Origin of the sequence: uncultured Methanobrevibacter sp. (assembly GCF_937906425.1) — an archaeon.
GTDB lineage: Archaea > Methanobacteriota > Methanobacteria > Methanobacteriales > Methanobacteriaceae > Methanobrevibacter.
In genome coordinates, this window is the sequence record NZ_CALCYR010000148.1 from 1 (window position 1) to 3,441 (window position 3,441).

The window sequence follows — 3,441 nt, forward strand, 5'->3', positions numbered from 1 at the left end:
TAAAATAAAAATTTATTAAATTAAAACTAAAAAAAGTGTAAAAAAATAAAATAAAGAAAATTAAAAGTTAAAAGAAAGAAAATTAGTTGAATTATTCTTCTGCTTCAACTTCCACTTCTTCTTCTACTTCTTCAGGTTCTTCAACTCTTTTTTCAAATTGGTCTACGAATTCAACTTTTTCATAGCCCATATTGTCCCAAATGTCTTTGGAAATTCTGAATCTGGCAAAAGTTACATCCATGTAGCTTTTTTGATCAAATCTGGTAATTTCATCCAATTTGATACTTACCTTATCGCCATCGATTTTAATTTCTGTTTTGTCTAAATCCATATTAGGGTAAGAGTAATGTAATTCAATCATGCTTTTGATTTTTTCTTCTTCCTCTTCAATGATTTCAGTAACAGTAACATCATATTCTAAGTTTTTACCGGCTAATTCGTGGTTGAAATCAACTTTTACTCTTCCACCGTTTACGGAAATGATTTTACCATTACCGTTTTCTGTAGAGATTTTCATGCCTCTTACAGGATTCATACCTTGTTTTTTGAATTCTTTCATTGGAATTAATTGAATTAAATTAGCATCTCTTTGACCAAAACCATTTTCTGGAGTAACAGATACATGTACAGATTCACCTTCTTCTGCACCAATAATAGCTTCATCAATTGCAGCTAATAAATGGTTTCCTCCAACAATAATAGGAATAGGACCATAAACTTTATCTTGAATTAAAATACCTGCTTCTTCAGCAACATCTTCTAAAGTAGTGTCAAAAATTTCTTCAGTTTCTTTTATTTTTCCAGTAAAATTTAATCTTACAAAATCACCATCTTGGATAGCCATAATAATTCTCCTATAATAAATTAATAATCTTAATTACATAATTTTCTAAAATAAAGCCTTTTATCCTATTAAAAGACATATAAACATCATTTTAACTTATAATCAAAAATTAAATAATAATTATAAGTTTTTTATGTAATTAATAATAAATATAATTGAAAAAATATGATAAATTTATTTGAATAAATTTAAAAATTAATTTTCAATAATTAATTATTTAATGTACCCATATTTATAATTTATTCTAATTTCAACTTTTGAAAAAAATAATCACAAATTAAAATTTAAAAAAAGAATAAAAATAAATTAAAAGAATAAAAATAAAATTAAAACTAAAAAAAGTGTAAAAAAATAGAATAAAAATAAATAATAAAAACTAAAAAAGAATAAAAATTAAATTAAAAATAAAAAATGAATAAAAATAAAAAAATAAAATAAAATTAAAAAGATCTTAATTCGATTTTATAAACAAAGGACCCCTTATTGGAAAAGACCTTTTGTCTAAATTCCTCCAAAGTCTTTTCGTCCTTATAATCCAAGACCCTAATTTTATAGGGATAATTATCAATGTATCTGGAAACCTGTTCTTGACTAACTTGAGTCTCCAAAATGCTCAATACACGATTTTTATAATGACTGCTGAATCCGTAAAATATGGATTCCTCAATTTCCCCAATTGATTCAAATTCCTTGTTTTCACGATTTTCAACAAACTGCCTTGCCAGTTTTTCATTGAAAAGATTTAAACTGGACAATTCTTCAAGGGACAATGAGTTTGAGGCCTTGATAATAGAATCAAAATCTCTTAAATCATGTAATGGAGCCCTATCTGAGTCCAATTCTCTTTTTAAAATTTCCAAACTTTCTTTTGGTAACATTGATTCAATATAATTCAAATTATTTTCCAAACATGCTTGACGAATTAAGGTTCCGCTTACACCTTCAATACGCGGAACAAATATAAATTTATCTTTAAAGTCAAAACCAATTCTTTTTAAGGATTTTGAAAATGAAACAATAACATAATTGTCCTCTTCAAGTTTTCCATTAAGCAGAACTTCCCTTGTATCCATATCCACAATCTTATATGGCTTTGGAGCAACTCCATGACCTAAAGAAATCCTATTTAGGATTTCATCATATCCTTCAAAGGGCCTGTAACCTCTAGGGATGAAATCAGTGTTTAAAGCCTGAAACATCTTAGCCAAGCATAATGAGTATTGGCCAGAGCCCATAACACCCATTGGAGGACCTTCCACCACTATATCTGCACCTACAGCAATAGCTATTTCAGCACGAACTTCCCGAGGCAAGATATAAGGCAAACCTCTGCCGCTTCTTTCAAAAAGACCTGGAACAATAGCAACAAAAAGACTATCCTGAATCTTGGACTTTGCAACTTTCATACAATGAAAATGACCATTGTGAAGTGGAGAGTATTCTGTAAAATCTGAAACCAAAGGTTTTAAATCAGAACCATCAGATTCCCCGGAAGATTTGTAAAATACAGAATCGGAATCCTGATTAAATTCATTATCTTCATCTGATTTGTTAAATTCATTTAAATTAGAATTATTTTTGATTTCATCGAAATCCTTGGCAAAAATCTTTTTATCTCTTTTTATAATATTACTTACAAAATCAATTGAAGGCATAATATATAATATTTTAATTAAAATTTATAAAATTTATTAAAAAAACGGAAAATATAACTAAAAACAGAAGATTTCAAAAATAAGAAATTATCAAAAATAAAAAATCAGGAATATCATTTTATTCCAATTGCTCAAAGTCTTCATCAGCATACTTTTCAATCCATAAACCAATTGCTTCCTTAATAGCCTTACTGTACCATTTGGGCTCAAATCTAAATTTTTGAGAAGCTAAACGTCTAAATTTATAATCCAAATCTTTATCTATAACAATTGTAACTCTTTTAAAATTATTTTCTTCAGAAGGCATCTTACTCACAACCTACTAATTTATAAATATTAAATCAAATTTTACTATATTAAACTATTTATTAAAAAAATAGAAAATTTATAGCTTTTTTAAGAATTAATATACTATATGATTTTTATTAATAAAAAGATTTTCTATAAAGCTTTAATTTATCAAAATAAGAAAAATTATGAAATATTGATTTAAAATAGAAATTAAAAAACAAAATAAGAAAATTTAAAAAAATGTGAAAATTTAAAAAAAAGTGTAAAAATTCAATGAAAAAATAAAAATAAAAAAATCCTATAAAAAGTAAAAAAAGTGAAAAAATTCAATGAAAAAAATAAAAATAAAAAAATCCTATAAAAGTTAAAAAAAGTGTAAAAATTCAATGAAAAAATAAAAATAAAAAAATCCTATAAAAGTTAAAAAAGTGTAAAAATTTAATTTGATTAAATTAAAAATAGGACTCATAAAAATAATAATGAGGAATAAAAGTATTCAAAATAAAGTAGAGCAAATTCATTTAAATGAAATAAAAAACTAATTTTAAAAAAAGTAATTGCATTATGGGGGTATACGTGATAAAAAATTGATAAATTTAAAAATTTTAAAAAAAATATAAATAAAAAATATAAGTAAAAACAGTGAAAAAG

Annotated in this window: 3 protein-coding genes; all 3 read right to left on the reverse strand. The window is 24.8% G+C overall.

The genetic code is table 11. From position 1 onward, the window contains the following. Nucleotides 1-91: 91 nt before the first annotated feature. Complete coding sequence (locus tag Q0138_RS04185; protein ID WP_297981355.1) at nucleotides 92-844, reverse strand: peptidylprolyl isomerase; 753 nt, start codon at nucleotides 842-844, stop codon at nucleotides 92-94. 440 nt (nucleotides 845-1,284) lie between these two features. Next, nucleotides 1,285-2,499 (reverse strand): nucleotidyltransferase family protein, encoded by a 1,215-nt coding sequence (locus Q0138_RS04190; RefSeq protein WP_297981358.1) that lies wholly within the window; start codon nucleotides 2,497-2,499, stop codon nucleotides 1,285-1,287. 118 nt (nucleotides 2,500-2,617) lie between these two features. Next, nucleotides 2,618-2,806 carry a hypothetical protein gene (locus tag Q0138_RS04195; protein WP_297981360.1) on the reverse strand — a complete coding sequence of 63 codons (189 nt, stop codon included), beginning with the start codon at nucleotides 2,804-2,806 and terminating at the stop codon, nucleotides 2,618-2,620. Nucleotides 2,807-3,441 lie beyond the last annotated feature (635 nt).

Coding starts and splice junctions, on each gene's coding strand:
- Q0138_RS04190 (WP_297981358.1), bottom strand. CDS start 2,499: ATGCCTTCAATTGATTTTGTAAGTAATATTATAAAAAGAGATAAAAAG.
- Q0138_RS04185 (WP_297981355.1), bottom strand. CDS start 844: ATGGCTATCCAAGATGGTGATTTTGTAAGATTAAATTTTACTGGAAAA.
- Q0138_RS04195 (WP_297981360.1), bottom strand. CDS start 2,806: ATGCCTTCTGAAGAAAATAATTTTAAAAGAGTTACAATTGTTATAGAT.